This is a genomic window from Tenuibacillus multivorans, assembly GCF_900103915.1.
GTDB lineage: Bacteria > Bacillota > Bacilli > Bacillales > Alkalibacillaceae > Tenuibacillus > Tenuibacillus multivorans.
Window position 1 is genome coordinate 44,808 of sequence record NZ_FNIG01000009.1, and the last position, 25,159, is coordinate 69,966.

The following is a 25,159-nucleotide window of genomic DNA, read 5'->3' on the forward strand; positions in this document are numbered from 1 at the left end:
ACGCGAGAATTTTGCTATAATGTATAAAAGCAAAATGAATTTATTAGCATATAATATATACAGGATGATATAAGCGGAGGTTCGATTCATGCCGACTTACCATTTTATAGGAATCAAAGGTACAGGAATGAGTGCATTGGCACAGATATTGCATGATTCTGGAGAGACTGTACAAGGATCTGACTTAGAAAAGCATATTTTTACTGAAGATGCATTGAGAATGAAGAATATAAAAATTTTACCTTTTGATGAAAATAATATTAAAGAAGGTCTCACGATTATAGCAGGTAACGCGTTCAATGATGATCATGAAGAAATACAAAAAGCAAAGGAATTAGGACTAGAGTTTTACCGGTATCATGAGTTTCTCGGTCAATGGGCGAAACGTTATACAAGTATAGCTGTCACGGGAGCTCACGGAAAGACTTCTACAACAGGTTTATTAGCACATACCTTCAAACAAAATATACCGACGTCGTATTTAATAGGGGATGGAACTGGATTCGGTCATCCTGAAAGTGAATATTTTGTGTTTGAAGCATGCGAATATCGGCGGCATTTTTTGGCCTATGAGCCTGATTATGCGATTATGACGAATATCGATTTTGACCATCCGGATTATTTTAGAAGTATTGATGATGTCTTCGATGCGTTTCAATCCATGGCTATGAATGTCAAGAAGGGTATTATTGCATACGGGGACGATGAATACTTACAACGCTTAAAGACGAAAGTACCCGCCGTATACTATGGGTTTGCTGAAGGAAATGATTTTCAAGCGAAAAATGTTCAAGAATCAGAAGAGGGTACAACGTTTGATGTATTCGTTCGCAGTACTTATTATGAAACATTTACGATCCCGACGTATGGCACACATAGCGTTTTAAATTCTTTAAGTGTTATTGCGCTTTTACAATATGAGGGATTTACAGCGCAGCAAATAAAGCATTTAAGTACATTCCCAGGGGTTAAACGTCGCTTTACAGAAACGGAGTGGAAAAATGGGCAGATCTTAATTGATGATTATGCCCATCATCCGAGGGAGATTGAAGCAACAATCGATTCTGCCCGTAAGAAATATCAGGATAAAAACGTTGTGGCGGTGTTTCAACCACATACTTTTACAAGAACGAAAAAGTTTATCGATGAATTTGCGGAAAGTTTGTCTCATGCTGATTACGTATACTTATGTGATGTTTTTGCTTCAGCACGTGAACAGTCTGGATCGTTTACGATTGAAGATTTACAGGAGAAGATTGAGGATTGTAATGTGTTGTTAGAAGGTAATACGGATATTCTAAATCAGCATCCAAACAGTGTCATTTTATTTATGGGGGCTGGGGATATTCAGAAGTATGAAGAGGAATTTAAGCAATTAGCTTAAAATAGTTATGTTTATGATGACGTCCTAATTCACAAATGAATTGGGGCGTTTTTTGTTTGTCTATTTTTAGTCGTTGTAAAAGCTTCGGTCTTCATGTAAAAAGTTCAGTCGTTACTGATCAAACGTCAGTCTTCGGTAAGAATGTTCGGTCTAGGGAATTCAAATCATTTGTAGAAACTCTTAAATAGCATAATATGTTAAACTAAAGACTAATAGAATGCCGATGTAACAAAGTTGCAACCGCAAATTGACAAAGTGCAACCATAAGGATATAGAACACGGAGCGTTGTTTTTATAAAATTTAAATATCAACATAAAGGGGGTTATATAATTGGCATTTGGAGAAAAACTTCACAAGTTAAGAAAAGAAAAAGGACTTTCTCAAGAAGCTCTAGCTGAAAAACTAAACACAACGAGGCAGGCGATCAGTAAATGGGAAAATGGACAAGGGTTTCCCGAAACAGAGAAACTACTCATGATTGGAAACATCTTTGAAGTGTCTATGGATTATCTATTGAAAGATTCGGCTGAACAAAGTCATGAAAGAGAAGAAGGCTATTATGTAAGCAGAGAAATGGCGGAAGGGTATTTGTCGTCTGTACATAAATCGACGAAATACGGCGCATTAGGAGCTAGCCTACTTATTTTGTCCGCAGTACCCTATTTTGTTTTTGATCAGGACCCAGGCATTTATACATTCCTTATCCTAATCCTTGCTGCTATCGGAATTATGGCGCTAGTGTCGGCAGATTTTGCGGAAGAGGATCAATATAAAATACTTAAGAGAGAACCATTAATCTTAGATGAAAACTATCTTAAAGAGTTGACTACGAGGTATGAAGATTTGAAGAAAAGGTATACGGCTGTTATGGCAATTGGAATTGGTTCATTTGTTGTGGCTATGGTTGCATTTGTGCTGGAAAGAAAAGATATAGCTTTAGGTGCTTTAGTGCCTTATTATGCAATTTTTGTCGCATTGTTGGCTGTTGGGACCTATATTTTAATTCGTACTTCATCCATACTGGAAGCCTACAAACTCCTAGTAAAAAATGAGGCCTATATAAATAGCTTCGGTTTTAAGCTCCGAAATAAAGTAAGAAAAAAGGTAGATAATCTCTAAGTTATGAAAAAAGCTGGCTAACTCAAGCCAGCTTTTCGTTTTATTTTAAGTTATCCGGGTTAAGACCTTCTAATTCAGGAATGACAAAGCGTCCGTCTTTACGAACGAGCTCGCCATCGAAATACATCTCGCCACCGCCATAATCTTCACGTTGGATGCAAACCATATCCCAATGAATAGCAGAATCATTGCCGTTATAAGCATCGTCATATGCCTGACCAGGTGTGAAGTGGAAGCTGCCATCAATTTTCTCATCAAATAAAATATCTTTCATAGGATGTAAAATATATGGATTGATGCCAATCGCAAATTCCCCAATATAACGAGCACCCTCATCTGTATCTAAGATGTCATTGATACGTTCAGTATCGTTAGCCTTGGCATCAACAATTTTTCCATTTTCAAATGTTAGTTCCACGTTTTCGAATGTAAAGCCTTGATATGGAGAAGGCGTGTTATAGCTTAATGTACCGTTAATCGAATCACGAACAGGTGCAGTGTAAACCTCACCATCCGGAATGTTCATGCGACCGGCACATTTGATCTTAGGAATATCTTTAATCGAGAATTTCAAGTCTGTACCTGGGCCTTTAATGTGAACCTCATCGGTCTCGTTCATTTTCTTAACTAACGCATCCATGGCGTTATTCATTTTCTCATAATCTAATGTACAGACATCGAAGTAAAAGTCTTCGAACCCTTCTGTGCTCATGCTTGCTAATTGAGCCATTGATTCGTTCGGATAGCGAAGAACGCACCATTTTGTTTTCGGTACACGGATTTTACGGTGGACTTGACCAACAGTTTGGCCATATAATTTACTTTTATCTCCAGGAACGTCGGCATGTTCATTAATATTATCACCAGAACGAACCGCTATGTAGGCGTCCATTTCTTCCATGACGGTGGATTCATATTTTTGCCATGCTTTTAATTGTTCCTCATTCGCCCCTTTTAGGAGAGAGCGCATAATTTTTTGATCTTTCAATTCGACAAAAGGTTGTCCACCTGCTTCGTATGCTTTTTCAATAATTGCGGATACTAATTCTTGTTGGATACCCGTATTTTCAATTAATAATTTTTCATTCTCTTGTAATTGAACCGAATAGTTAACTAATAAATCAGCTAGTTTGTCAATTCTTTGATCGCGCATTTTCATCCCTACCTTTTTTTTGAATATATCTTATATTTTATCATATTTTAAATGATGATAAGTAAATGAGAATTCATATTCGTTTGACATTAAATTGATTGGGGTATATTTTTAATATAAAATAGATATAGGAAGGTTGTGTTAATGGTGAATATATTACATATATCCGCACTCATCGCATCAATCGCATTTCTAATTTTAGTTATTTATATTTCCTATACGTTAGTATCCGTCAGAAAAACCTTTCATCATATGGCAAATACGACTGAAGCATTAGAAAAACAAATGCAGGGAATCACACATGAAACAACCGAATTATTAAAGAAAACGAACTATATGGCAGCTGATATTTCGGGTAAAACCGATAAACTAGATGTTTTATTTGACGGGGTCAAGGGAATTGGACAAACTGTGCAGGAATTTAATGAATCACTACAGAAATTGTCTGATGAATTAAAGGAACAAGCGAGTGAACATGCTGAAAAAACTTCCCAGACGATTAAATGGGGAGAAGCGGCAATTCATTTATGGAAAAAATATAAAGATAAATAATCCTAAGAGGAGGAATATTCATGGCAAATGAGAAAGAATCGCAAGAAAGTATTAACAGCAAGGACTTTTTAATCGGTAGCCTAATCGGTGGAATCGTCGGAGCTTCAGTAGCTTTACTATTTGCACCGAAATCTGGTCGTGAGCTTCGTGAAGATTTAAATACCGGTGCTCAACAGGTACGTGACCGTGCGAGTGAGTGGCGAGATGTTGCTTATGAAAAAGGCTCGGAATGGTCATCACAATTGCAAGAGAAAAGCAGGGAGTTTTCTGACCGTGTTAAGGATACGAAAGATCAAGTACAAGATCGCGTTAATCAATTCAGGGATGAAAGAATGAATGGTGATAACAAAGAAGCGCTTGAAGTGGCTGAAGCCATTGAAGAAGCGGCAGATGAATTAGAGCGTATTGAAGCAAACGAATCGTTTGAACAATCGGTTAAAAATAATTAAAATTGTATGTAACTTTAAAAGTTGTTGGTACTAGACCAGCAACTTTTTACACTTTAAGAATGTTTAACATTGTTAAAGGATTAAAGTATAAGAAAAACTAAGGCTTTCGCCAGTAAGACTTGCACTCACAGAGCATAAGTCATTCTAAGCAAGTGAAAAACACTTGCTTAGTAATGCTATAGCGATAAGCCAAGTTTTTCTTTATTAAATAAGATGAAAAAGGAGTGCCAATCATGGAGTTATTGACGTCTAAGGAAGCTTTTGAACAAGCTTTAAAGGATCATGAAGAACTTATATTACTTAAACATAGCCTAACTTGTCCCATCAGTGGAGAAGCAAAAGGGCAACTAGAAACGTTTGAAGCATCGCATGAGGATGTTCCTACTTTCATTATTCATATTCAAGACAATCGTGATGTTTCCAATTTCGTTGCGGATTACTTTGATATTAAACACGAATCACCGCAAGTTTTCTACATCGAAAACGGGGAAGTGAAGTTCCATGCCTCACATTGGGATGTAACATCGAAAAAATTAGAAAGTGTAACGGTTAAATAAAAAAAGTAGCTAATTGAACACAACAAGCACTTGGGAGTTAGTCCAAGTGCTTTTAATTGTTCAATATCATAATAGACAATAACAGTTATAAGAACTTAATATCAGACCATCACAAGGATCTATCGTGCAAGTTTTATAAAAATATTTCCTTTTAAACGTAGGTCACTGTTTTCTAAATGCAAAGTGAATATTATATCTAAAAGTCCAAATAATATTGGGAAGAAATACGCTGTAATGTGTGGTGGAATTTAATGGAAACTGAAAGGAACATAAAGCTAACTTCTGCAGAGCTTTCCCAACTTTGGGCTTCTTATCAAAATGATAGTGGTTCTAGGAATCGCAACTTTAATCGGTTTTAGTCAAGTATCGAATTCAAAAAAAGTTGTACAATACTTTATACGGGGCAAGGAAATTGCATCAAAACATAATGAGGTATTCGGCTCCATCTTACGTGAGGGTGACATTCCAATTCCTATGACTTCGGATACTTGTGTAACGGAGTCAAAAGTCTCCCCCTTTTCTGACAGAATTATGATGTTTATCGTCACTAGTTTAATTGCGTTGGGAATCGGATATTATGGAACAAGTATATCAACTAGTCTAAGGCGTGATTTAACGTTACACTATGACCGGTTCATACATGAGATCCTGAAATATTCAGAGGATGGAGCGAAATTCTTATTGATAACGGATGGATGGAAGAGCCCCCACGTGCAAGTGATCGTGATGAACTAGCGAAGAAAAAATGAATGGAGAAAGTTAATACACGTGAATTTTTTTTGAATTCACTTGTTATCCTGTAACTTTATAAAGGATAAAAGTATAAGTGAAACACCGACCTAATAGGTCATCAATTGACAAAATTTATTAATAAATTTACGTAACATGATTAACGAATAATCCATGCAACAAAGAGCAATACGACAATAATCAAACTAACGATTGAAGAAAGTCGAAACATAAAGATATCTGCTTCAGAAATATCTGGTTCCTCTTTAAACATCCAACGCTTACCTAACAAGTAACTCTCTTCTGGATTCACAATTGACCAAACCAATAACGCCACCAGTGGTACACCGATTACAATAATAATAACCCACTCGGCAAACGGATGTGGTGAAAAATCGGGAATTTTTTGTTCATTTTCCTACTCTCCCTTAAGAATTATGGTTGAAAAATGACTACCAATTGATATACAACTTGGTAGTCATTTTACTGTTATTCGTGCGACAACTCTTACGATAAAGTTTTATGACTGTCCCAATCAATAGCCAATTGATCGCCATCAAAAATTTCCGTCACAAATCCAGCCTCGTCACCGTTTTTATATAATTTGAAACGACTACCTTTCATTTCGTCTAAATCCATTTCAATAACGCGGAAAATATCTTGAAAAATAAACGGGTCTTGTTGTCTCTCTTCTGATATGATTTGATCGCCAGGATAAATCAAAGTGTTTTCATTGGCTTTTTCACCATTCCGATAAAATAGGTGTGATTCTTTTGTTAAGGTTAACGGCTTTTGGTTATAAAAGACGGTGATGTCTTCTTGATCTTTGATTGCTAAATGTTCAGTCAAATCTTTAAGTGTCATAGAATCGGTCATGGTAATGGTTAATTGGTCACCATCATGGATTTCATCCGTTAAAGATAAAAGCTTATCTTGCTTCTTAATCGTTACGATTTGATCGGTGATTTTTAGATCTTTATGGTTATATAGAATGGTAAAAGGCTTTGACTGATCTAAATAAATATCTAATCCACATTGAATAAGAGCTTTTTCAATGGTTAGCTGATGCTCCCAATGAATGCTGTCGCCATCTGATAATTGATAATTTAGATTGACAGTTTCTTGATTTACTTGAACGGCAGGTTTAACCGTATATTGTTTTTCATTAATAAAAATAGATTGCTCAGGTACATCGCCAATAACATCTTTTACGGTATAGACAGGCGTTTCACCGTCGACTCCTTTTTCAACTTCAATGACATCCTGATGTTTAATATCATCCTTAACAGATGCTTCTTCACCGTTAATTTTAATGGTTGGGGCTTCTCCAAGCGTCCCAGGAAGAGTTACTTTCCTTCCGTTTAATCCAACCATGATGGCCATACCTGGTTTACCATAGAGTTTGTTCATTTGAATACCTGCTGCTAGTAAGCTATCGCCGATTGTAAGTTGTTTTAAGTCAAACAACCGTACCGTCCGATTATTGACCTCAACACTAATATAATGAATCGGGTTCTGTTTGGCTGCAATCGCAATCCCAATAGGGGTTACGTATTCAGGGCTATCTGGTAGTTCTTCCTTTTCATCTAAAACTTGGATCGCATCAATGCCACGTATGGCAACACGGTTAGTCGGCAGATTTAAATAATCAGCGACTTTTTCTGGTAGAGCGGGGGTTAAGCTACCACCGCCAACAAGCATCACCGCTTTTGGAGCTTTTTGATTTAATGATAGGATTTGCTCGCAAATCGCTTTAGCTAAAGCATCAATCGCATATTCTACAGACTGAACGACTTCTTTCTTACTTAATTCGCTTTTAAACCCTAATATGTCTTCGATTTGGATTGAATCTTGTTGAACAAGATTTCGCTTAGCTTCTTCTGCTCTATGAAAATCAAGTAAGAATTGTTCACTCATCGCTTCTGTAATTTCATCTCCGGCTTTTGGAACCATCCCATAAGCTGTTACTGTCCCTTCACTCGTGAGGGCGATGTCGCTTGTACCAGCACCGATATCGACCAGTGCTACATTGAGACGGCGCATTGATTGTGGAATCAGGACTTGAATCGCTGCTATGGGTTCTAGTGTAAGAGCCTCCATATCTAAACCAGCGCGCTTTAAAGCTGATAATAGTGAATCAACAACGACTTTCGGTAAAAAAGTCGCAATGATATCGACGCGGGCTTGTTCACCTTGTTGATCGAGTAAGGACCCTATTTCGTCATCGTCTAAGTAATAATGCAATACAGAATAACCAACGCAATAATAATTTTCTACTTGTTGATCTCCTTCAGCTAAGGCATACTGTGCTTGTTGAACAGCTGATAATTCCAAATGTAAAATATCCTCATATGTCATGAGTGGCTGTTCATAGATGTTGGTTTCATACGTGCTTTTCATTGTTTTGAGGGCACGACCTGCTGCTGCAACACAAACTTTTGTCAAGGGACCATGTTTTTCTTCAAGTTGTTGTTTTACTTTTTGTATGACATACGAAACATCTAAAATATTATGTATTTGACCGTCAAGCATGGAACGTTCACCATGTTCCTCACTAACCATATCGATTACGCGATACCGATCATGCTGCAATTCTAATATAATGCCTACGACACTTCTTGTTCCGATATCTAATGCAAATAATTTTTCGTCCATTCGTTATGAACCCCCCTTTTAATAGCGATTAAATGACATTTGGGTAAGCGTCTTATATAATACTAAAAGAATACTTATTTAAGCATAATGTACCATAAAATAGACAGGACATAAACTAGAGTGGAGGAGTCGCTATGAATCCGAACAATTTAGACAAGCTTAGAAAAGAAGTTGATCAAGTTAATCTTCGGATACTAGATTTGATCAATCGCAGAGGGGAACTTATTAAGCAAATCGGTGATATTAAAAAGGAACAAGGTATAAAAGTATTTGATCCAATTAGAGAAAGAGAAATGCTTGATTTAATCATACAAAATAATAATGGTCCATTTGAAAAATCAACGGTTAATCATTTGTTTAAGGAAATTTTTAAAGCGGCAAAAGAGTTGATTGAAGAAGAGCATTTGAATACTTTACTTATCTCCCGTCAAAAAAAACCAAATGATACCGTCGTTGATATTGATGGCGTTAAAGTCGGTAATAGTCATCAGGAATTTATATTTGGGCCTTGTTCTGTCGAAACGTATGAACAGGTTGATGAAGTAGCTCAAGCTATCAAAGCTCAAGACTTAAGCCTTTTAAGGGGTGGCGCGTTTAAACCAAGAACATCGCCATATGATTTTCAAGGTCTTGGTATTGAAGGGCTAAAAATTTTAAAAGATGTTGGAGAAAAACATGATTTAAAAGTGATTAGTGAAATCGTTAATCCGAAAGATATTGAGGCGGCGCATGAATATCTTGATGTCATTCAAATTGGTGCCCGAAACATGCATAATTTCGAATTGTTGAAAGAGGCGGGGCGTTCTTCTAAACCTATTTTCTTAAAACGTGGACTGTCGGCTACGATTAATGAGTTCATGAATGCTGCGGAATACATTATGTCACAAGGGAATGGGCAAATCATTTTATGTGAAAGAGGAATTCGTACTTATGAAACGGCTACACGGAATACATTAGATATAACAGCCGTTCCTATATTGAAAAAGGAAACGCATTTGCCTGTATTTGTTGATGTCACGCATTCAACCGGCCGCAGGGATTTATTATTACCAGCAGCTAAGGCTGCACTTGCTATTGGAGTTGATGGCATCATGGCTGAGGTTCATCCAGACCCAGCAACTGCTTTATCCGATTCACAACAACAAATGGACATTCCAACCTTCCAGTCCTTTATGCAAGAAATAAAATAAACAGAAATGCTATCCATAGTATTTCTGTTTTATTTTTATATTGTAAAAAGTTAATAAAGATTCACTTTTTGGGATTTTTCAATATTGATAGAATGGTTAGAATGTCGTATGCTAACAATATTATAAAGAATATCGGTCAGAAAGAAATGAGGGATTTTGATGAGTGTCACAATTTATGATGTAGCAAAAGAAGCAAATGTATCAATGGCGACGGTATCACGTGTCATTAATGGAAACACCAATGTTAAACCAACAACACGAAAAAAAGTACTAGCAGCAATAGAGGATTTAGGGTTTAGACCCAATGCCGTTGCAAGAGGACTTGCAAGCCGAAAGACCACCTCTGTTGGCGTCATTATTCCGGATATCTCCAATATGTTTTTTGCCGAATTGGCCCGCGGTATCGAGGATATTGCCACGATGTATAAATACCATATTATTTTAAGTAGTTCGGATCAAAACACGAACAAGGAATTAGATTTATTCGACAATATGCTGGAAAAACAAGTGGATGGGGTTATATTTATGGGTGGTTCCATCTCTGAGGAGCACGTCAAAGCTTTTAAAAGCTCCAATATACCGGTTGTATTAGCTGCAACGGTTGATGAGTCGAATGAAATACCATCTGTCAATATTGATTATTATTCAGCGATTTTTGATGTCGTCAATCGTTTAGTTGACAAAGGTGAAAAACAAATTGGTTATATTTCTAATTCTTCAAAGTCAAGTATAGAGAATTCGAAAATTCAAGGATACAAAGATGGATTACAAGAAAACAAAATCGAGTTTGATGAGCATATGATTTTTGATGGTGACGATACTTATCAAGCTGGTATCGAGGGCGTTAACCATCTCTTAAAGCAGGAACCTAAACCAACAGCTATCATGACTTCGTCTGACGAAATGGCATTAGGCGTTATACATGGTGCACAAGATCAGGGGTTACATGTACCTCAAGATTTATCTGTTGTCGGGTTTGACAATACACGTTTAGCTGTTATGGTGCGCCCTGAATTAACGACAGTCGTTCAGCCGATGTATGATATCGGTGCGGTTTCGATGAGATTATTAACTAAAGTATTGAAAAATGAGGAAGTAAAGGAGCAACAAGTCATTCTTCCACATCGAATTATTAAAAGAAGCTCAACAAAAGATTAAACATACCGATAATAGACATATAAATAAATTGTCGTAATAGGGTGAGAGGCGAATGAAGAGAAAAGATATATTAACACCAGTCGGTATCGCTTTAGGGGCGACGATGATTTTGTTGGGGATTTATTTTAACAGTGGAATGGATGGTTTTTCCACCTTTCTACAAATGTCGTCATTTATTATTGTACTTGGTGGATTGACCGGTGCGTTATTAATTAACTTTAATTTAAAAGAAGTGAAATTAACGTGGCGAGTGTTTAAAGAAGCTTTTAATAAATCGGATCATAACCTTCGTGAATTAATTCAGTTGTTTATTAAGCTATCTGAAAAAGCTAGACGTGAAGGTTTATTAGCGTTAGAAAGCGAAATTGAAGACTTAGATGATGAATTTATTAAAAAGGGTGTTTATTTAGCTATTGATGGAATAGAGCCCGAAGTTATTAATGATATTATGAATGCCGAAATAACAGCTATGGAAGAACGTCATGGAAAGGGGCGAGCGATTGTTGAAAAAGCGGGAGAATATGCACCGTCGTGGGGGATGATCGGGACATTAATCGGACTTGTTTTAATGTTAAATAATTTGACTTCTCCTGAAACGATTGGACCAAGTATGGCGGTTGCTCTTTTAACAACGTTCTATGGTATGGTATTAGCTAATTTGGTCTTTATCCCAATTGCCGGGAAACTATTCAATATGACTGAAGAAGAAGTTTTTATGAAACAAGTGATTATTGAAGGGGTTATAGGGGTTCAATCAGGTCAAAATCCAAAGATATTAGAAGAAAAACTAAGTGCTTTCTTATCCAATGATGAATTAAAAGACGAACAAGAAGGTGATGAGGAAGTCATTGGAGAGACCGTCAATGAATCTTAAAAATAAGCGTCTAAAAAGAGAAAAAAAACAGGCCCCACTTTGGATGGTTACATATTCCGACATGGTCACACTTATTTTGGTATTTTTTATACTATTGTTCTCGATGTCACAAATAGATGCGGAAAAATTAAAAACTGTGACAGAATCATATCAACAACGCGTCATCTTTGATTTTTATTCTTCTCCAGTACCTATGGATCAAGCGAGTAACATTGAAGATCAAAAAGATGAGTCTGAGGATCTGGCAGATGGCGGACTAGATGAGGGTGCAGGTCAAAATGATATGGCAGAAGTGACTGAACCTGATCAATTACAAAATCTACTTGAGGAGATTGAAAGGTATTTAGAAAGCGAAGGTTTGGCGGAGGTTATTAAAGCCAATCGAACAGAACGTGGTGTTGTATTAGTCTTACAAGAGAATGTATTGTTTGAATCTGCTCGAGCCGAACTGAAGGAAGAAGCATTACCTTTTTTAGATAAGGTCGGGACTTTACTCGATAATATCCCGAACTTTGTAAAAGTAGAAGGTCATACTGATACAAGACCTATTAACACGTTACAGTTCCCTTCAAACTGGGAGTTAAGTGGTGCACGTGCCAGTAGTGTCGTTAGATATTTTACAGAGGAAAATGGGTTAGATCCTGTTCGTTTTCAAATCGCTGGTTATGCTGATACAAGACCTGTAGCTCCTAACGATACGTCGGAGAATATGCAGTTAAATCGTCGCGTTGAGATTGTCATATTAGATACAGATAATTAATCAAAAAGGAGGACCTATGGCTTGGGTCCTCCTTTACTTTAAGAAAGGTGTAAAAAATCATTACCCATAACAAAGGGCGATGATCAATTATATTTTGAATCACTTAATGTAATGGTGTGTCATCAAGTATATTTTTGTTGGTTTTTAATTAATTTTAGTGATTTTTCGAGTGAGATTCTATTTTTCTCTGTTATTTCATTTTTTCTTGGTATTTCATTATATATCCCAGACTCGTCACGCCAAGTAGTGGGTAATGTCACGGGACTTTTCTCTGACCACGTATCAATCCAATCTTGAGGTAACGCTCCACTTAATGGTTCGAAATGACTCGCAATATTCCAAATCTGTGCCCACGCCCTCGGTACGACCCGCCATAAATCATAGCCACCACCGCCTAACGCAATCCATCTTCCATCACAATAGGTATGAGCTATTTGATGAGCTAATTGAGGAATTTCCTCAAAAATATTCATCGTGTTACATAAATGGGTAAGAGGGTCATGTGCGTGTGCATCTGCTCCGTTTTGTGTCACGATAATATCTGGATTAAAGTATTCTGCAATGGTGCTTAAAGCGTTTTGATAAACTTCTAAAAAGGATTCATCTTCTGTAAATGCGTCGATTGGGATGTTAAATGAATAGCCGTAACCGCCTAACCGACCGCGTTCGTTTGTGTTACCTGTTCCAGGGAACAAATATCGACCCGTTTCATGAATGGAAAGTGTACACACATTGGGGTCATCGTAAAAGGCCCATTGAACACCGTCTCCGTGATGGGCATCGGTATCGATGTATAGCACTTTATAATTCGTATGTTGACGGATATATTTAATGGCTATCGCGGCATCGTTATAAATGCAAAAGCCTGAAGCTTTTCGGACAAAGGCATGATGCAATCCACCACCAAAATTCACGGCATGATCATAAGGTCCATTAATCACCGCGTCAACGGCAGTTAATGTCCCGCCAACTAATGTAGCTGCTGCTTCATGCATGTAATCAAATATAGGTGTATCCTCCGTCCCGATACCGTATTCTATTATTTCACTCTCGGACATGTTTCGTTGACTTGCCTGTTTAACGGCTTCAACGTATTTATGATGATGCACGAGTTGAATTTCATCGTCAGTTGCGATTCGTGGCGTCATGACCTGCTGATCAGTAAGTGTACCTGCATGCTTTAACAAATCATATGTTAATTTGACTCGGATTTGGTTAAAGGGATGGTCATCACGGAATTTATATTGCTGGAATTTTTCCGTATAAATAAAAGCTGACTGACAACTCATTGTCTTAACCCCGGTATGTTCGGCCACAGGACGTCATAGCCTTGTTCTTTTAGTTCATCGATTAATGGCATCGGGTTCATCGTTTGGATACGTAATACGATAATCTTTTGAGATCGGTCCTGTTGATCTGGATAAATAAAGACTGATGAAATATTTGTTTTACGCTCGCCAATAATCTTTGTGATATTAGGTAATATTCCAGCACGATTGGGTACTTTTATTTCAATTTGTGAACTTTGCTCGTGAATGCCTGTCAGTTGTATGAGTGTATAGAGCAAATCTTTCTCAGTTACAATGCCGATCAGTTGTTGATCTTTCGTCACAGGTACGCAAGCGATTTCATGTTCATAAAAAACAGACGCGATTTCTTCAATAAAATCAAGAGGATGAACCGTGATGACTGGACTTGTCATGATTGAATTGATGTTGTGGTTTAAAATATCTTGATTTTGTTTCTCTTCTAAAGTGGAAGGTGCGGCATCGCGAATATCTCGATCAGATATGATTCCGACAACGTTGTGATCTTCATTAACGATTGGAATATGACGAATATGATGATGATTTAGTAATTCTAATGCTTCTTTTATCGTGTTATTTGGCAGAAGTGTGATGACTTCTTTTTTCATTATTTCTTCGACAAGCATGGTTATGTCACTCCCTTACAAGAAAAAATCTTTTCTACCCATAAACCTTAATTGGTTAAATTGATCAATAGAGGATTGGGGTACTTCTCGACCTATCCGTACTAATAGACAGTTTGCAGGGTGGGAGATGATTTCGGGGTCATCCGTCGACATGGGTACTAATCCCCCGTATCCCATCATTTTTTCCATTAACTTTCGATATTCCCAAACGTTTAATCCGGTTGATTTCATATCCCAGTGCCAATAGTATTCTGTTGTAATGATGATGTACTTTTCCATTTGTTTATCCATCATCGCCACTTCTAAAATGGTAGAACCTACACGTAACCCGCGGTAATCATGTGAAACCTCAATTGCCCCTAATTCCATTAGGTCTTCCATTTTATAAGTGGACCACCGTTCTAATGGATCGGGATGAAGAAACGTAGCATATCCCACAATTTTATCGCCATCTCGAGCGACGATAATTCGTCCTTCTTCAAAATCGGCGATTGAACAAATGGCATCATATTGTTTTTCTGCTGGACGGAAAGCTTTTAATCCACGATCGAAATAGTATTTTGCTAATTCCGCTGATGAAAGAGGCCCTTCGATGATAATTGATTGGTTATGTTTATGAATGATTTGCTTATGATACGTTTTTGGATGCTTCAACTCGACACCACCCAGATCAATGTACGATAATCTTCATTTCAAGTATAACACGATTTTTCTTAACAAAATATGATAATGACGAGACGTTTTTGTTGAATGCTTCAATTATTTTAAACATTCTTAACGTGAAAAAGAGCACCTACCTTTCTTGGTTAGGTGCTCATAACATTATCCTAAATCTCTATTATTTTGATTATCATCATCGTTGTTATTTTCATTACCGTTTCCGTTGTTGTTACCATTTTCATTGCCATTTCCAGTGCCGTTGTCGTTACCATTGTCATTATTATCGCCGTTTCCATTGTTGTCATTGCTGTCATCATTATTCTCATCATTGTCGTTTTCTTCTTCGTCTTCTTCATCTTCTTCCTGATCGACAGGTAAACCTAAATCACCAAATGTAACAGGGTCTGATAACTCTGACTCTTGACCGTAGAAATCAACGGCACTAATAGCGTATTGTCTATTATCAAGTGGGATTAAAGCGGTTGTTTCTTTTGTTGAATCAACGCGCTGAAATTCACCGTCTTCAGAGCTAGCCATATAAATTCGATAACCAATGACATCCGTTTCGACTGAATTCCATGTAATGGAGTTATTCTCAATGGTTAACCCTGTTGGTGCTGGTGGAGCTCCATCATCTTCAGGTGGTTCTTCTTCTGGTACGATGAGATTGGCCCATGCTTCATTGTCAGGTAGAAGCTTACTCAAGTCGGTAATATTATCCCAGCCTTTTTCCTCAATGAATCCTGGTCTTAGGAAATGACCTTCCTCGACAAACTCAACCGGTGTTTGTTCAGCAGCTTGATAATAATTTTCGCCGATTTGGACGTATTGCCCTTCAATGACGCTATTATCTCTTTCAGTCGGTACATAATCGACGTTGAATAAGTCGGTTTTAACTAAGCCAAGATCCTCACACATTTCACTTGGAAGTTTACCTGATAGCTGACAATAACTACGTGTCACTATTCCACCTGGACTTTCAAATCGTTCTTCAGGTGCCATCAATTCAGGATTAATTTCAGTTGCGACATTAGCTAATTGAGCCCAATACCCTTGGTTCCGGCTACTATAACCAAGTGCACAATCTCGACATACCCTTAAGTTCATATAGTTTCTTCGTTCGTTTTCGGAAACAAAACCGTCACCATCAACATCATAAGTGTCATAGCCAATCCATGTTCCGAGAGTGACATTAGGGTTCGTCCCAACAAACCAAGAGTCCATCCAATAGTTTGTTGTACCCGTTTTACCCGCCCAGTCAACATACGGATGATTTAATTGGCTTCTTAAATATGTCCCCGTACCTTGCGTTAGAACGTCTCTAAGAATATCGACGGTTAAATATGCCGTTTGTGGTGAAAAGACCTCTGTCTCTTCAACCTCATGTTCAAAAATCACATTTCCTTCGCCATCCTCAATCCTCTCAATCATATACCCGTCGATAAATTTACCATCGTTTGCGAATGTCGCAAAAGCATTTGTATTTTCTTCGACAGTCACATATTTCGAACCGAGTATATTGGCAGGTGGTGCGTCATCTGGCGTTACATTACTGAAACCCATTTTTTCGAGGTATTCAGTTGAATCGACACCTTGTTCAGCCATTTCAATTGCTAATCTTCCTGCAGGTAAGTTGTGTGAATTGAACAGTGCCTGTCTGGCGCTTTCAATACCACTTTCTAAGCTCGCAATATAGTTAGAAGGCGTCCAAACATTACCAGCTGTATCCACATATTCAAATTTCACATCAGGTATAGGTGAACCTGGCTGAATAACGCCTTCCTCCATGGCTGGCGCATAACCGAATAATGGTTTCATCGTACTACCATTTGGTCTGATGTGGAATGACATATGATTGATTTGACTCCGCTCATGATCACGTCCACCAACAAAGGCAATAATTCTACCCGTTTGATTTTCCATTAAATAAGCACCAGTTTCGACAGGTTCTTCTTTTTGATATTGTTCTCCGGTGTTAGGATCAATTCGCGTCACATATTTAGTTGGATTAAAGTAAGAATACTCTTCTGTGACTTCTTGGAATTTATCATAGATCTCTTTATTGATAGTCGTATGAATGTTATATCCTCTTTGACGTAAGTCACGTTCCGCTAAAATTCTATATTGTTCTCGTAAGTTACTGTTGTTATTTATTTCATCTAGCGTGTAGCCGTCGTCTATAGCCAACTGCTCAGTCATAATGTCAATCGCGCGACTTTCAATTTCAAATGTAAGGAAAGGATAGTCAATAATGGTTGATTCCTTTTTATCCGTTAAGTTGCCGATAACATCGTAATTAAGCGCTTCATCAAACTCTTGTTGATTAATCATACCTTCATCTAGCATCCGTGATAGAACAACATACTGTCGATCTAAACCGGGCTGTAAGTTTTCTTCAGATTTTACCTCACCATTATTTTTAAACGGAGTATAAGCTATCGGACTCTGAGGCATTCCAGCGATGTAGGCTGCTTGAGCTAAATTAAGTTCACTAGCGTCAACATCGAATAGGCCCTGAGCCGCAGATTGAATACCCGCGATGTTCCGTCCAGAAGAATCTCGACCAAATGGAACGATATTTAAATAAGCTTCAAAAATTTCGTCCTTTTCAAAGAAGTTTTCAAGGCGTAATGCAATTAAAATTTCTTTAGCTTTACGTTCAAAGGAAACTTCATTCGTTAAAATTTGTGATTTGATCAGTTGCTGGGTTAATGTACTTCCACCTGATTGCATCTCTGCATTAGAGAATTCTTGATAAAGAGCTCGCATGATCGCTTTCGGTACAATCCCATTATGTGTTTTAAAATATTCATCTTCCGTTGCGATAATCGCATTTTTAACATTTTCTGAAACATTATCTAATGTAACTTCTTCACGGTGTAAATCACTTCTGAGTTCACCCATATGTACATTATTAGCAAAATAGATATTTGAAGTCTCTTCATAATTGTAAATTTGTTTACGCATCTCTTCTTTGCCATCATCCGGAAGGCCTTGAACTAAGGATGCGAAATAGCCAAAACCTAGACCTCCTAAGAAAAACATCGCAACCAAACCGATGATGATAAAGAATAAGGCAATATGCCACATTACATCAAGCGTGATTCGGGTGGATGATAAAAATTTTCCTTTTTGGAAGTAGGAAAGCCATTTATCTCTGAATTCATTTTTATCCATTTGTCGAACCCCCTAAAATGTCAAATCTATTATAGCATAATCTATTAACACATCCTATCCATTAATCGACATGAATTTAGTTGCATTTTCGGTTTATATGTGGTAAAAATATTTCATATCGGAATTGAATATTGTTAAGGCTAAGAAGAGTTGAAGTAGCATATACCCGCTGCTTAAGAGAGCTGATGGTTGCTGCAAATCAGTGCAAGGTATGTGACGAATTACGGCTTGGAGCATCTCTCATAACTGAGAGCGGTAAAACCGTTATGATGAATGAAGTGGTAGTTAGATGATAACTACAACTAGGGTGGTAACGCGATTCCCTCGTCCCTATAGTGGATGAGGGATTTTTTTATTAAAAATAAATAGAGGAGGATATATATGAATATTATTGAGGATTTAAAAGCTCGCGGGTTATTTAATCAGGTCACGGATGAAGAAGGATTAGAAAAACATTTAAATGACAAAACAGTTTCATTATACTGTGGGTTTGATCCAACAGGGGATAGTTTGCATATCGGACACTTACTTCCAGTGATTATTCTGAAACGATTCCAAAAAGCAGGTCACCGTCCAATTGCCCTTGTCGGCGGTGGAACAGGTATGATAGGTGATCCAAGTGGTCGTAATGAAGAAAGACAATTAAATGATGCATCAGTTGTGGAACATTACAGTAATCGACTAAAAGAACAGCTTTCCCATTTAATTGATTTTACCGATGATCATAAAGGGGCTATAGCGGTCAATAACTTAGATTGGTTAAATGATATGACCGTTATTGAATTATTACGCGATGTCGGAAAGCATTTTAGTGTCAATTATATGCTAGCTAAAGACTCAGTTGAATCTCGTATTGAAAATGGTATTTCTTTTACAGAGTTTTCATACATGCTGCTTCAATCATTAGATTTCTTAAAGCTTAACCAAAATCAAGATTGCACGCTACAAATTGGAGGAAGCGATCAGTGGGGGAATATTACAGCTGGTCTTGAACTCATTCGCCGAACAAGTGAGGAAGGGGAAGAGGTGAAAGCATATGGCTTAACTTTCCCATTAATTACAAAAGCAGATGGCTCAAAATTCGGTAAGACGGCTGGTGGAGCCATCTGGTTGGACCCAGATAAAACATCGCCCTACGAGTTCTATCAGTTCTGGGTTAACGCAGATGATCGTGATGTGATTAAGTTTCTAAAATACTTTACATTTTTATCATTAGATGAAATTGCAGAATTAGAAAAAGAAGTAGAGGAACAGCCCGAACAACGAACTGCTCAACGCCGCTTAGCAGAGGAAATGACGGAGTTAGTCCATGGCGATGAGGCCTTAGACCAAGCCATCCGTATTTCAAATGCTTTATTTAAAGGGGATATTAAGGCACTTAATAAAGATGAAATTGAAGCTGGGTTTAAGGATGTTCCATCACATGCTTTAGAGGAATCTGAGAAAGGGTTAATTGATTTACTTGTAGAGGCTAATATTTCATCATCTAAACGCCAGGCTCGTGAGGATATTAAAAATGGTGCCATTTATATTAATGGTGAACGTGAGCAAGATATGAAGTACGTTGTAGATGATCAAGATAAAATTGACGGCGCATTTACTGTGATCCGTCGGGGTAAGAAGAAATACTTCCTAATCAGACATCAATAGAGATAAAATTCCCGCCAACCAAGAGTTGACGGGAATTTTTTAGGACAGATTCTTCTTTAATAACTCAATAATCTCCTCGTTTTGTTGAATTTGCTTTTCAGTATTTAATCGAATGAGGCGAATCCATCTAATGATAAACGCTACTAAAATCACAGGAAGTAAATACGCAATCACTGCTATAACGTCTTCCAAAAATTGCCCCCCTTTATTCCGTCTCGTTCAATTTATTTTCGATTTCAGTCATGATTTCACCAGCACGCGCCCAATCGCCTTGTGATAATGCATTTTGGTACTGTTCAAATAGATCAGAAACATCTCTTAATGTTTGGTCAGCATTCAGAATTGGATCTTGCTGTTCTGGGTCATCTACGCCTTCTTCAGGTATATTTCCCGGCTCTCCTTCTTCAACCATTGTTAAGATGCGGTCCAGTGCTTGATCAAAGGTAGCTTCCATCACAATATAATCTTGATAGGCTACGACAACTTGTTTAACCTCTGGTAGTGACGTTTGATTTGATGATTCAATATAAATTGGCTCCACATATAAAACTGTATCTTCTATAGGTATCGTTAATAAATTACCACGGATAACATTGGAACCACCTTGAGACCATAGGTTTAACTCTTGAGAAATATAACTATCCTGGTTGATTCGATTTTCAATCTGTTGTGGCCCATAAACATTCTTTTGTTTAGGAAAACGATATACAAAGAATTCACCATAATTGTCACCATCGTTTCTTACACCTAACCAAGCAATCATGTTCTGTCTATTCTTAGGAGAATATGGCATGGTTAATAGGAATTCTTCCATATCTTCTTCCGGTAATTTCATGCTGACGTAATAAGGATCCATTACGGTATCATTTGCAAAATATTTCTCAGTCGGAAATTGCCATACATCTTCACGATTATAGAACACTTCAAGGTTTGACATATGATAAGTTCCATATTTCTCCGCTTGGATTTGGAAGAGCATTTCCGGATAACGGAAATGGGCTCTTACATCATTCGGAACTTCATCGGTGAATAAGTCAGGGAAGATGTTCCGATAGGTTTGATATAACGGGTCATTTGGATTGGATGCATAGAAATTAACTTCCCCTGTATAAGCATCAATGGTCACTTTTACAGAGTTTCGGATATAGTTCTGACTACCTTGATAGGGTTCCGCATATGGGAAATTCTCAGCTGTTAAATAGCCATCCATCATCCAGCTTAAGCCACCATCTTCACGAACAAATAAATAAGGGTCTAAGTCATATTCAAAAAATGGCGCAATACGATTAACCCGATCGACAATGTTACGAGTCTGTAGAAGCTGACTTTCAGCCGTTAATTGGTCTGAAATAAACATGCGGAAATTACCTTCTTTAATAGCGAATAGTAATTTATTTAATCCTTGTAATGGGATTCCGCTGTCGGCTTCAAAACGAGTTGATTCATTAACTTCTCCTGCAGGGTAATCGAATTCATCGACTTCTGTATTGACGATGACACTACCGTAAGGCTCCTCACCAAAGTAAATCTGTGGCCGCTCAATATCAAAAGAACCCTCTGGAGGTAAGTTTTTCATAATAAACTCCGGTTGACCTTGACTATCTATTTCATTAACATGACTCATCGCAACTCCGTAACCGTGTGTATAACGTAAGTTTTCATTAACCCAGGTCTTAGCTTGATCAGGTAAATCTGTTGTATTCAATTCACGAGCACCAATAAAGACCTGACTGTATTCACCATCAATCATATAGCGGTCAATATCGATATCGTTATACTCATAGTAGGTTCGGAATGTTTGTTTTTGATTATAGACCTCAAGTAAAGGTCTAGCGTCATTAATACGGACGTTATCAATGGTTAATTGATTACGTTCAAGTAAATCTTGATCTAAAGTGTCGTTACCTGGATGTTCAATTTCATTGATATTATCCAAATTATAAGCTGTTCTTGTATAGTTTAAATTATGCTCTAAATAAGGTTCTTCCTTTGAGAATTCATTAGGTGATACGACGAACTGCTGAACTGCTACTGAGGCTAACTGTCCAAGAATAACGACAGCAATATAAGTTGCTATTGGATAAATCATGCCCTTTAATCGTCCTCGAATGAGCGAGATAATCATCCAAATAGAAGCTAAAATCGCTGTTCCACCTAAAATATAAGCTTTTGGAATATTGATAACATCGTCCGTATAGCTTAACCCATGTACGACACTATTTTGAAAGGCATTAACTTCATTGGTTAATAATGTTCCATAAGGCTCAAGAAAGTGTTGCGCAGCCAGTAGCAGGCCGATAAAGCCTAATGTAAATCCTAAATGTAATTGAGCTGATCGGCTGCGTCTGTACATCTCAAAGACGGAATAGGCACCGATCTCAGATAGCAACACAATCACACTTAAGCTAAGTAAAACACCAATGACAAACTCTATGAATGGTAATATGTAGACATAAAACGATACATCTAAATTAAAGTGCGGGTCAGTCGTTCCAAATGTCTCGAAATTTAATAGCTTTAAGGCCGGCTCCCAACCTAAACCTTGGACAAGCATTGTCCCAATCACACCAAAAATGATCGAGATAATTAATATAATATTACGGCTTGTCTTTTTATTCAGTAGTGCTTCTGGTAATACATTTTGATTCAAGTATCCCAGATAAGATTTATGAATCCACTTTAACGTGAATAAACCAACCACTAAAAACAGGACAAAGCCAATGACTCCAAGCGCTACACGACTCGTTAAAATGGTTGTATAGACGCTTTCAAAACCGAGTGTATCCATCCAAATATAGTTCGTTAGGATGTGAAACCCAATGAATCCCGCTATAACAATGGGTAATAAAATTAAAAATACAAATTTTAATCGTTTCAATAATTTATTAAGGTTATCTTTTTGCTTTTGATTGATTTGACTGAAAAAATCTTGATCGCTCATGGTTACCTCCCTAATTTCCTTTTATATACATGATTACGTTTGTCTTAGTGAATTAGTTTCACCTATCCTATAATTAGTTTAAAGTAAATCATATGTTGATTCCAGAAGAATTACTTAAAAAGGTGGAGTGTTTCGTGACTGATGTTTTCATAAATAATTACTTAATAAAGGCTGTTAATTTTAGTTTGGAGAAAGAACAGACGAAAGGAAAAGATTTAAACGTCATCGTCATTGATTTTAAAGTTCATCATGACGATTATCATGACGTTACGACACTATTATATATAAATGATTTTGAAGTTAAAGTGCCGAGTGAGGATCTCTTTTTCAGGGCCGAAATTCAGAACTATTTCACCTCATTCACTAACTTGTATAAAGAGGGAGCAGTAGGAGACTATCACTTAGAGTTAATCGAGAAGAAAGAGGAGTGACTCTGCGTCACCCCTCTCACAGTGTTAACAACATGGCTGTTCTGTGTGGTTATCACAGCACTGGCTCTCTTGCTCTTCTTCTGCAGGTTGAATGCTAGTAGAACAGCAGTCTTTTTTTGATTTTCCTGTAAGAGTTTTCAACAACCTCATCACTTTAATCACCTCCTTTAATGGGGGATGAACAATTTATAATAAGTAAAATAATGTACCAGACAAGGTTGCCATAGACAAGACTGATAATATGAAGGCAATTACTAAACGTTTATGGAAAATTGAATGTAATAAGGTGACCTCAGGTAGACTTGCGCCAGTTGAACTAATCATAATAGCCATGACAGGTCCTAACGCCATTCCTTTGACAAGCATAATGTTAGCAATTGGGATCATCGTTGATAATCGAATGTATAGCGGGATCCCGATAATGGCTGCAATGGGAATAAGCCACCATTCTTGACCTCCAAATGTATTCGACATCCATTCTGTTGGAACGGCTCCATGGATAATCGCTCCAATTAGTGCCCCAATAATTAAGAATGGATACACGGTTTTAATCAAATGCACGGTTTCTTGCCAAGCTAGCCTGAGATTCATTTTTTTCTGTTTTTCATATTCGTCTTTAACGACGACGTTCTTAACGGATGATTCAAACCCTAATGACTCTAGTGTGAATCCAATAATAATTGATAATATCGAAGTGATAAGGGTATAGATGATGGTGATTTTCCATCCAAATATAACACCCATCAATGTAAGAATAGTCGGGTCTAAGACTGGTGAAGCAAATAAGAATATCATGACGAAACCAAAATTCATCTTCTTTTGCAGCATCGTAGCAACAATGGGAATGGTTGAACAAGAACAAAACGGTGTGATAAATGCAAATACGACTGCTACAAACGCACCTATAAGTTTATTCGATTTGAAAAGATATTTTTCTAATTTATGATAAGGAATAATGCCTTGCAATAAGCTGATTACAAACGTAATTCCGACAAATAAAACCGTTAGCTCTAATGCAAGAGTGATAAAACTGGTGAGAATATCTTGCCACATAATTAACTCCTCCTTTATAAAAAAAGTTGTAAATTGCAAGTATTTATGAATAAACCTCCCTTTGTTTAGAGTTAGGAGGTTAGCAACAAAGGTTTTCGGTCTTTTTCATCGCGGTGTTTAATAATTCAACTGATTTAGTAACTGTTTTTCGGTCTTCATCATTTAATTGCGATAAAATTTGTTCTAAGTTATTGTTCATTTCGTCATCAATATCATGTTCTAACCCTTTACCTTTTTCAGTCAGTGATAAGAGGTGTACGCGTTGATCTTCAGGGTGAGGTGTTTTCAAAACATATCCTTTATCAATCAAGGCTTTTACTTGTCTACTGAACGTTGTAATGTCAACGCCTAATGCATTGGCTACATCTCTCATGGAAGGGTTGTGTTGTCTTGATACTTCAAATAGGATATGACTTTGAGAAACATTGATATCCTGGCCACAGCAAGTATCACAGCAATATTCATTAAGAAACCCATAACGTCTTGCTACTAATTGAAATAGTGTTCTTAGATTATCTGTACTCATGTTCATCACCTCTTAGTTTAGTTATAACTTATTTAGTTGAACTTTGCAACCATTTTATTTGCAAAATGCAATTTTTATTTATTGGGTTTCCTTAAAGTAACAGCATATCGAGGTTTTAATGATTGATAAGATGGAGTTTATTTTGTAATAGAAGGTGACTTAAGCTATTTGAGGAAGATGGATTACCCATGTACTACTTTGTGATAT

Annotated in this window: 23 protein-coding genes and 1 other annotated feature; of the genes, 12 read left to right on the plus strand and 11 right to left on the minus strand. The window is 37.3% G+C overall.

What is annotated here, in order from left to right; genetic code table 11:
* The first annotated feature begins 88 nt into the window (after positions 1-88).
* Positions 89-1,384, plus strand: coding sequence for a UDP-N-acetylmuramate--L-alanine ligase (gene murC, locus BLP77_RS12675; RefSeq protein WP_093857504.1), 1,296 nt, complete (start codon positions 89-91; stop codon positions 1,382-1,384).
* 331 nt (positions 1,385-1,715) lie between these two features.
* Positions 1,716-2,504: a helix-turn-helix domain-containing protein gene (locus tag BLP77_RS12680; RefSeq protein WP_093857505.1), complete on the plus strand. Its 789-nt coding sequence runs from the start codon at positions 1,716-1,718 to the stop codon at positions 2,502-2,504.
* 40 nt (positions 2,505-2,544) lie between these two features.
* Here the strand turns inward: BLP77_RS12680 and BLP77_RS12685 are convergent, their stop codons facing one another.
* Complete coding sequence (locus tag BLP77_RS12685; protein ID WP_093857506.1) at positions 2,545-3,657, minus strand: aminopeptidase; 1,113 nt, start codon at positions 3,655-3,657, stop codon at positions 2,545-2,547.
* Between the two features lie 144 nt (positions 3,658-3,801).
* Here BLP77_RS12685 and BLP77_RS12690 point away from each other — a divergent pair, with 144 nt between their 5' ends.
* From BLP77_RS12690 to BLP77_RS12705, 4 genes are all read left to right on the plus strand, one after another.
* A complete protein-coding gene (locus tag BLP77_RS12690) occupies positions 3,802-4,209 on the plus strand; it encodes a DUF948 domain-containing protein (RefSeq protein ID WP_176753074.1) in 408 nt (135 codons plus the stop codon).
* Between the two features lie 20 nt (positions 4,210-4,229).
* The gene (locus BLP77_RS12695; RefSeq protein ID WP_093857507.1) at positions 4,230-4,658 is read left to right on the plus strand and encodes a YtxH domain-containing protein; all 429 of its coding nucleotides are present in this window, start codon (positions 4,230-4,232) and stop codon (positions 4,656-4,658) included.
* Positions 4,659-4,891: 233 nt separating this feature from the next.
* A complete protein-coding gene (ytxJ, locus tag BLP77_RS12700; RefSeq protein ID WP_093857508.1) occupies positions 4,892-5,215 on the plus strand; it encodes a bacillithiol system redox-active protein YtxJ in 324 nt (107 codons plus the stop codon).
* A gap of 318 nt (positions 5,216-5,533) precedes the next feature.
* Entirely contained in the window at positions 5,534-5,950 is a 417-nt protein-coding gene (locus tag BLP77_RS12705) for a DUF3231 family protein (RefSeq protein WP_245686885.1), read from the plus strand.
* A 154-nt stretch (positions 5,951-6,104) separates the two neighbouring features.
* On the opposite strand, the gene BLP77_RS15890 is transcribed toward BLP77_RS12705, so the two are convergent.
* Together BLP77_RS15890 and pilM are read right to left on the minus strand one after the other, a co-directional pair.
* Complete coding sequence (locus BLP77_RS15890) at positions 6,105-6,347, minus strand: DUF6199 family natural product biosynthesis protein (protein WP_483855329.1); 243 nt, start codon at positions 6,345-6,347, stop codon at positions 6,105-6,107.
* A gap of 104 nt (positions 6,348-6,451) precedes the next feature.
* Positions 6,452-8,599, minus strand: coding sequence for a cell division protein FtsA (pilM, locus tag BLP77_RS12710; protein ID WP_093857509.1), 2,148 nt, complete (start codon positions 8,597-8,599; stop codon positions 6,452-6,454).
* A gap of 134 nt (positions 8,600-8,733) precedes the next feature.
* On the opposite strand from pilM, the gene BLP77_RS12715 reads away from it, so the two are divergent.
* The 4 genes from BLP77_RS12715 (at position 8,734) to motS (ending at position 12,581) form a co-directional block, all read left to right on the plus strand.
* Positions 8,734-9,789 (plus strand): bifunctional 3-deoxy-7-phosphoheptulonate synthase/chorismate mutase, encoded by a 1,056-nt coding sequence (locus BLP77_RS12715; RefSeq protein ID WP_093857510.1) that lies wholly within the window; start codon positions 8,734-8,736, stop codon positions 9,787-9,789.
* Positions 9,790-9,948: 159 nt separating this feature from the next.
* Positions 9,949-10,947, plus strand: a complete 999-nt coding sequence (gene ccpA, locus BLP77_RS12720; RefSeq protein ID WP_093857511.1) for a catabolite control protein A — start codon at positions 9,949-9,951, stop codon at positions 10,945-10,947.
* A 52-nt stretch (positions 10,948-10,999) separates the two neighbouring features.
* Positions 11,000-11,821: a flagellar motor protein MotP gene (motP, locus tag BLP77_RS12725; protein ID WP_093857512.1), complete on the plus strand. Its 822-nt coding sequence runs from the start codon at positions 11,000-11,002 to the stop codon at positions 11,819-11,821.
* Positions 11,811-12,581: a flagellar motor protein MotS gene (gene motS / locus BLP77_RS12730; protein ID WP_093857513.1), complete on the plus strand. Its 771-nt coding sequence runs from the start codon at positions 11,811-11,813 to the stop codon at positions 12,579-12,581. Before motP ends, motS begins: the two co-directional genes overlap by 11 nt.
* 122 nt (positions 12,582-12,703) lie before the next feature.
* Here motS and BLP77_RS12735 read toward each other — a convergent pair whose 3' ends face one another.
* From BLP77_RS12735 to BLP77_RS12750, 4 genes are all read right to left on the minus strand, one after another.
* Positions 12,704-13,870 (minus strand): acetoin utilization protein AcuC, encoded by a 1,167-nt coding sequence (locus tag BLP77_RS12735; protein WP_093857514.1) that lies wholly within the window; start codon positions 13,868-13,870, stop codon positions 12,704-12,706.
* Complete coding sequence (locus BLP77_RS12740; RefSeq protein WP_093857515.1) at positions 13,867-14,514, minus strand: acetoin utilization AcuB family protein; 648 nt, start codon at positions 14,512-14,514, stop codon at positions 13,867-13,869. Before BLP77_RS12740 ends, BLP77_RS12735 begins: the two co-directional genes overlap by 4 nt.
* A gap of 15 nt (positions 14,515-14,529) precedes the next feature.
* Positions 14,530-15,168 (minus strand): GNAT family N-acetyltransferase, encoded by a 639-nt coding sequence (locus BLP77_RS12745; protein WP_093857516.1) that lies wholly within the window; start codon positions 15,166-15,168, stop codon positions 14,530-14,532.
* A gap of 168 nt (positions 15,169-15,336) precedes the next feature.
* The gene (locus BLP77_RS12750) at positions 15,337-18,351 is read right to left on the minus strand and encodes a transglycosylase domain-containing protein (protein WP_093857517.1); all 3,015 of its coding nucleotides are present in this window, start codon (positions 18,349-18,351) and stop codon (positions 15,337-15,339) included.
* A 133-nt stretch (positions 18,352-18,484) separates the two neighbouring features.
* Positions 18,485-18,686, plus strand: a binding site (T-box leader).
* Positions 18,687-18,732: 46 nt separating this feature from the next.
* Here BLP77_RS12750 and tyrS point away from each other — a divergent pair.
* Positions 18,733-20,001 (plus strand): tyrosine--tRNA ligase, encoded by a 1,269-nt coding sequence (tyrS, locus tag BLP77_RS12755; RefSeq protein ID WP_093857518.1) that lies wholly within the window; start codon positions 18,733-18,735, stop codon positions 19,999-20,001.
* Between the two features lie 39 nt (positions 20,002-20,040).
* Here tyrS and BLP77_RS15895 read toward each other — a convergent pair whose 3' ends face one another.
* Positions 20,041-20,193, minus strand: a complete 153-nt coding sequence (locus BLP77_RS15895) for a hypothetical protein (RefSeq protein WP_176753076.1) — start codon at positions 20,191-20,193, stop codon at positions 20,041-20,043.
* A 13-nt stretch (positions 20,194-20,206) separates the two neighbouring features.
* A complete protein-coding gene (locus BLP77_RS12760; protein WP_093857519.1) occupies positions 20,207-22,942 on the minus strand; it encodes a UPF0182 family membrane protein in 2,736 nt (911 codons plus the stop codon).
* 134 nt (positions 22,943-23,076) lie between these two features.
* On the opposite strand from BLP77_RS12760, the gene BLP77_RS12765 reads away from it, so the two are divergent.
* Positions 23,077-23,373, plus strand: coding sequence for a DUF3219 family protein (locus tag BLP77_RS12765; protein ID WP_245686886.1), 297 nt, complete (start codon positions 23,077-23,079; stop codon positions 23,371-23,373).
* Positions 23,374-23,559: 186 nt separating this feature from the next.
* Here the strand turns inward: BLP77_RS12765 and BLP77_RS12770 are convergent, their stop codons facing one another.
* Positions 23,560-24,426 (minus strand): permease, encoded by an 867-nt coding sequence (locus tag BLP77_RS12770; RefSeq protein ID WP_093857521.1) that lies wholly within the window; start codon positions 24,424-24,426, stop codon positions 23,560-23,562.
* Between the two features lie 79 nt (positions 24,427-24,505).
* On the minus strand, positions 24,506-24,952 hold the full coding sequence (locus BLP77_RS12775; RefSeq protein ID WP_093857522.1) for a MarR family winged helix-turn-helix transcriptional regulator: 447 nt from the start codon (positions 24,950-24,952) through the stop codon (positions 24,506-24,508).
* Positions 24,953-25,159 lie beyond the last annotated feature (207 nt).

Coding starts and splice junctions, on each gene's coding strand:
- BLP77_RS12695 (WP_093857507.1), top strand. CDS start 4,230: ATGGCAAATGAGAAAGAATCGCAAGAAAGTATTAACAGCAAGGACTTT.
- BLP77_RS12760 (WP_093857519.1), bottom strand. CDS start 22,942: ATGAGCGATCAAGATTTTTTCAGTCAAATCAATCAAAAGCAAAAAGAT.
- BLP77_RS12715 (WP_093857510.1), top strand. CDS start 8,734: ATGAATCCGAACAATTTAGACAAGCTTAGAAAAGAAGTTGATCAAGTT.
- BLP77_RS12775 (WP_093857522.1), bottom strand. CDS start 24,952: ATGAGTACAGATAATCTAAGAACACTATTTCAATTAGTAGCAAGACGT.
- motP (WP_093857512.1), top strand. CDS start 11,000: ATGAAGAGAAAAGATATATTAACACCAGTCGGTATCGCTTTAGGGGCG.
- BLP77_RS12740 (WP_093857515.1), bottom strand. CDS start 14,514: ATGCTTGTCGAAGAAATAATGAAAAAAGAAGTCATCACACTTCTGCCA.
- motS (WP_093857513.1), top strand. CDS start 11,811: ATGAATCTTAAAAATAAGCGTCTAAAAAGAGAAAAAAAACAGGCCCCA.
- BLP77_RS12735 (WP_093857514.1), bottom strand. CDS start 13,870: ATGAGTTGTCAGTCAGCTTTTATTTATACGGAAAAATTCCAGCAATAT.
- tyrS (WP_093857518.1), top strand. CDS start 18,733: ATGAATATTATTGAGGATTTAAAAGCTCGCGGGTTATTTAATCAGGTC.
- pilM (WP_093857509.1), bottom strand. CDS start 8,599: ATGGACGAAAAATTATTTGCATTAGATATCGGAACAAGAAGTGTCGTA.
- BLP77_RS12690 (WP_176753074.1), top strand. CDS start 3,802: ATGGTGAATATATTACATATATCCGCACTCATCGCATCAATCGCATTT.
- BLP77_RS12770 (WP_093857521.1), bottom strand. CDS start 24,426: ATGTGGCAAGATATTCTCACCAGTTTTATCACTCTTGCATTAGAGCTA.
- murC (WP_093857504.1), top strand. CDS start 89: ATGCCGACTTACCATTTTATAGGAATCAAAGGTACAGGAATGAGTGCA.
- BLP77_RS12685 (WP_093857506.1), bottom strand. CDS start 3,657: ATGCGCGATCAAAGAATTGACAAACTAGCTGATTTATTAGTTAACTAT.
- ccpA (WP_093857511.1), top strand. CDS start 9,949: ATGAGTGTCACAATTTATGATGTAGCAAAAGAAGCAAATGTATCAATG.
- BLP77_RS12705 (WP_245686885.1), top strand. CDS start 5,534: ATGATAGTGGTTCTAGGAATCGCAACTTTAATCGGTTTTAGTCAAGTA.
- BLP77_RS12750 (WP_093857517.1), bottom strand. CDS start 18,351: ATGGATAAAAATGAATTCAGAGATAAATGGCTTTCCTACTTCCAAAAA.
- ytxJ (WP_093857508.1), top strand. CDS start 4,892: ATGGAGTTATTGACGTCTAAGGAAGCTTTTGAACAAGCTTTAAAGGAT.